The 2,629-nt window shown below is 71.7% G+C and carries 2 protein-coding genes; one reads left to right on the top strand and one right to left on the bottom strand.

The window, feature by feature from the left end:
- The first annotated feature begins 99 nt into the window (after positions 1-99).
- Positions 100-1,698, top strand: coding sequence for a ribosomal protection-like ABC-F family protein (gene abc-f / locus QL983_RS11015; protein WP_060974284.1), 1,599 nt, complete (start codon positions 100-102; stop codon positions 1,696-1,698).
- A 30-nt stretch (positions 1,699-1,728) separates the two neighbouring features.
- Here abc-f and QL983_RS11010 read toward each other — a convergent pair.
- The coding region (locus QL983_RS11010) for an SURF1 family protein (protein WP_290153001.1) at positions 1,729-2,629 on the bottom strand (901 nt) is incomplete at its 5' end.

Here is a 2,629-nt window from a genome sequence, read left to right as displayed (position 1 = left end):
AGTCTAGTCCGTCTACACTCTGGCCCCCGCCCGTCGAGATCGGCCGGCCCCGCCGGTGCACCCCTGTCCTTCCCTCGACCCCTGGAGTCTGACACCCCCATGCTGACCGTCACCGATGTCGAACTGCGCGTGGGCGCCCGTCTCCTCATGGACGAGGTGAACTTCCGCGTGGACAAGGGGGACAAGGTCGGCCTCGTGGGGCGCAACGGCGCCGGCAAGACGACGCTGACCAAGGTCCTGGCCGGCGGCGGGCAGCCCACGGCGGGCACGGTGACCCGGACCGGGCGCATCGGCTATCTGCCCCAGGACCCCAAGGTCGAGGACATGGACCAGTCCGGCCGCGACCGCATCCTCTCCGCCCGCGACCTGGACCAGACGATCCGCCGCATGCGTGAGGCCGAGGCCGGGATGGCCGCCGTCGACGACGCCGAGCGGGAGCGGGCGATGAACCGCTACTCCCGTCTGGAGGCGGAGTTCGAGGCCCGCGGCGGCTACGCGGCCGAGTCCGAGGCCGCCCGGATCACGTCCAACCTCGGCCTGCCGGACCGCGTCCTGGACCAGCCGCTGCACACCCTCTCCGGCGGCCAGCGCCGCCGCGTGGAGCTCGCCCGCATCCTCTTCTCCGACGCGGACATCATGCTGCTGGACGAGCCCACCAACCACCTCGACCACGACTCGATCGTGTGGCTGCGCGACTACCTGAAGACCTACTCCGGCGGCCTCCTGATGATCTCGCACGACGTGGAGCTCATGGAGATGACCGTGAACAAGGTCCTCTACCTGGACGCGAACCGGCAGACCATGGACGTCTACAACATGACGTGGAAGAACTACCTCGCCCAGCGCCAGCAGGACGAGGCGCGCCGCCGCCGGGAGTTCGCCAACGCGGAGAAGAAGGCCTCGGCCCTCATGGCCCAGGCCGAGAAGATGCGTGCCAAGGCGACCAAGGCCACCGCCGCGCAGAACATGATCAAGCGCGCCGAGCGGCTCATGCGCGGCGTCGAGGGCGAGCGCGCGGTCGACCGCGTGGCCGCGATCCGCTTCCCCACCCCGCAGGCCTCCGGCAAGACGCCGCTGCGCGCCGAGAACCTCTCCAAGTCCTACGGCTCGCTCGAGATCTTCACGGGAGTGGACCTGGCGATCGACCGCGGCTCGCGCGTGGTGATCCTGGGCTACAACGGCGCCGGCAAGACGACGCTGCTGCGCATGCTCGCCGGGGAGGAGACCCCGGACACCGGCGAGGTCCAGGCGGGCCACGGGCTCAAGCTGGGCTACTTCGCCCAGGAGCACGACACCCTGGACCAGGACGCGTCGGTCCTGGACAACATGCGCCACGCCGCCCCGCAGCTCGGCGACACCCAGGCGCGCACGCTGCTCGGATCGTTCCTCTTCCAGGGCGACGACGTCGACAAGCCCGCCCGCGTCCTCTCCGGTGGCGAGAAGACCCGCCTGGCGCTGGCCACGCTCGTGGCCTCGAGCGCGAACGTGCTGCTGCTGGACGAGCCCACGAACAACCTCGACCCCGCCAGCCGCGAGGAGATCCTGAACGCGCTGCAGCAGTACGAGGGCGCCGTGGTGCTCGTGACCCACGACGAGGGCGCCGTCGAGGCGCTCGACCCCGAGCGCGTGGTGCTGCTGCCGGACGGGGTCGAGGACCTCTGGAACGACGACTACAGGGACCTCATCACCCTCGCCTGAGTGCGCGGGCCGCCGAGGCGGAGGGCGGGCTCAGTCGAAGAGCGCGTCCTCGGCCTCCTCATCCGTGAGCCGCCCGTCGCGCCGCCGGACCGGCTTGGCGCGGGGGACCCGGTGAGCGGAGAGCAGCCCGTCGTCCGCGGCGTCGTCGAGGGCGTCGGCCCGGTCGTTGCGGGCGCGCATCCACGCGGAGTACCCCCACACCCCGAAGCCCATGGCCGCGAACAGGTACCACTGGATCGCGTAGGACAGGTGCGGGCCCTCGTCGAGGGTGGGCTCGACGAGCTTCTGCGGCATCGGCTCCACCGCCGGGTCCTCCGTGACCATGATCCCGTAGGCCGTCCCGGCCACGGGCCCGCCCACGGTGTCGGCGATCTCGGCGAGGTCGATCGAGGGCACCTGACCGTCCGGGGCGTCGCGGTCCAGGGCCGGCTCCCCGGGCTTGACCCGCACCACGACCTCGGCGTGGCCGGCGGGCGGGGCCGGCACGGCGTCCGGCTGACCCGGACTGTTGCCCACCGGGAGCCAGCCGCGGTCCACCACGACGACGGGGCCCTCGTCCGTCCGGAACGGCACGAGCACCTCGTAGCCGGGCTGGCCGGCCCGGGGGCGGTTGCGGACGATGAGCGTCTCGTCGACGAGGTACTCGCCGGTCAGTGTCACGGGCGTCCACTCGTCGTCGGTCTGGAACGCGGTGAACAGCCGGGAGGCCTCGGCGAACGGAACCGGGTCGTCGTCGTAGTTCTCCAGGACGCGGTTGACGCGGTGCTGGACCTCCACGCGGCGGTCCCACTGCCACTGCGCGAGCGCATGGCACAGGAACGCGAAGAGGACGCACACCACGAAGCCGAGGATCCACGGGCCGGTGGCGAGGAAGCCGAAGCGCAGGGCAGGAAGGCGTTCGGCGTCGCGGGCGGTCGGGTCCGTCATGGGG

This window comes from Micrococcus sp. APC 4021 (assembly GCF_030407635.1).
Lineage (GTDB): Bacteria > Actinomycetota > Actinomycetes > Actinomycetales > Micrococcaceae > Micrococcus > Micrococcus luteus.
Note: the sequence above shows the minus strand (reverse complement) of the source record. Positions and strands in the feature narration are given on the sequence as shown.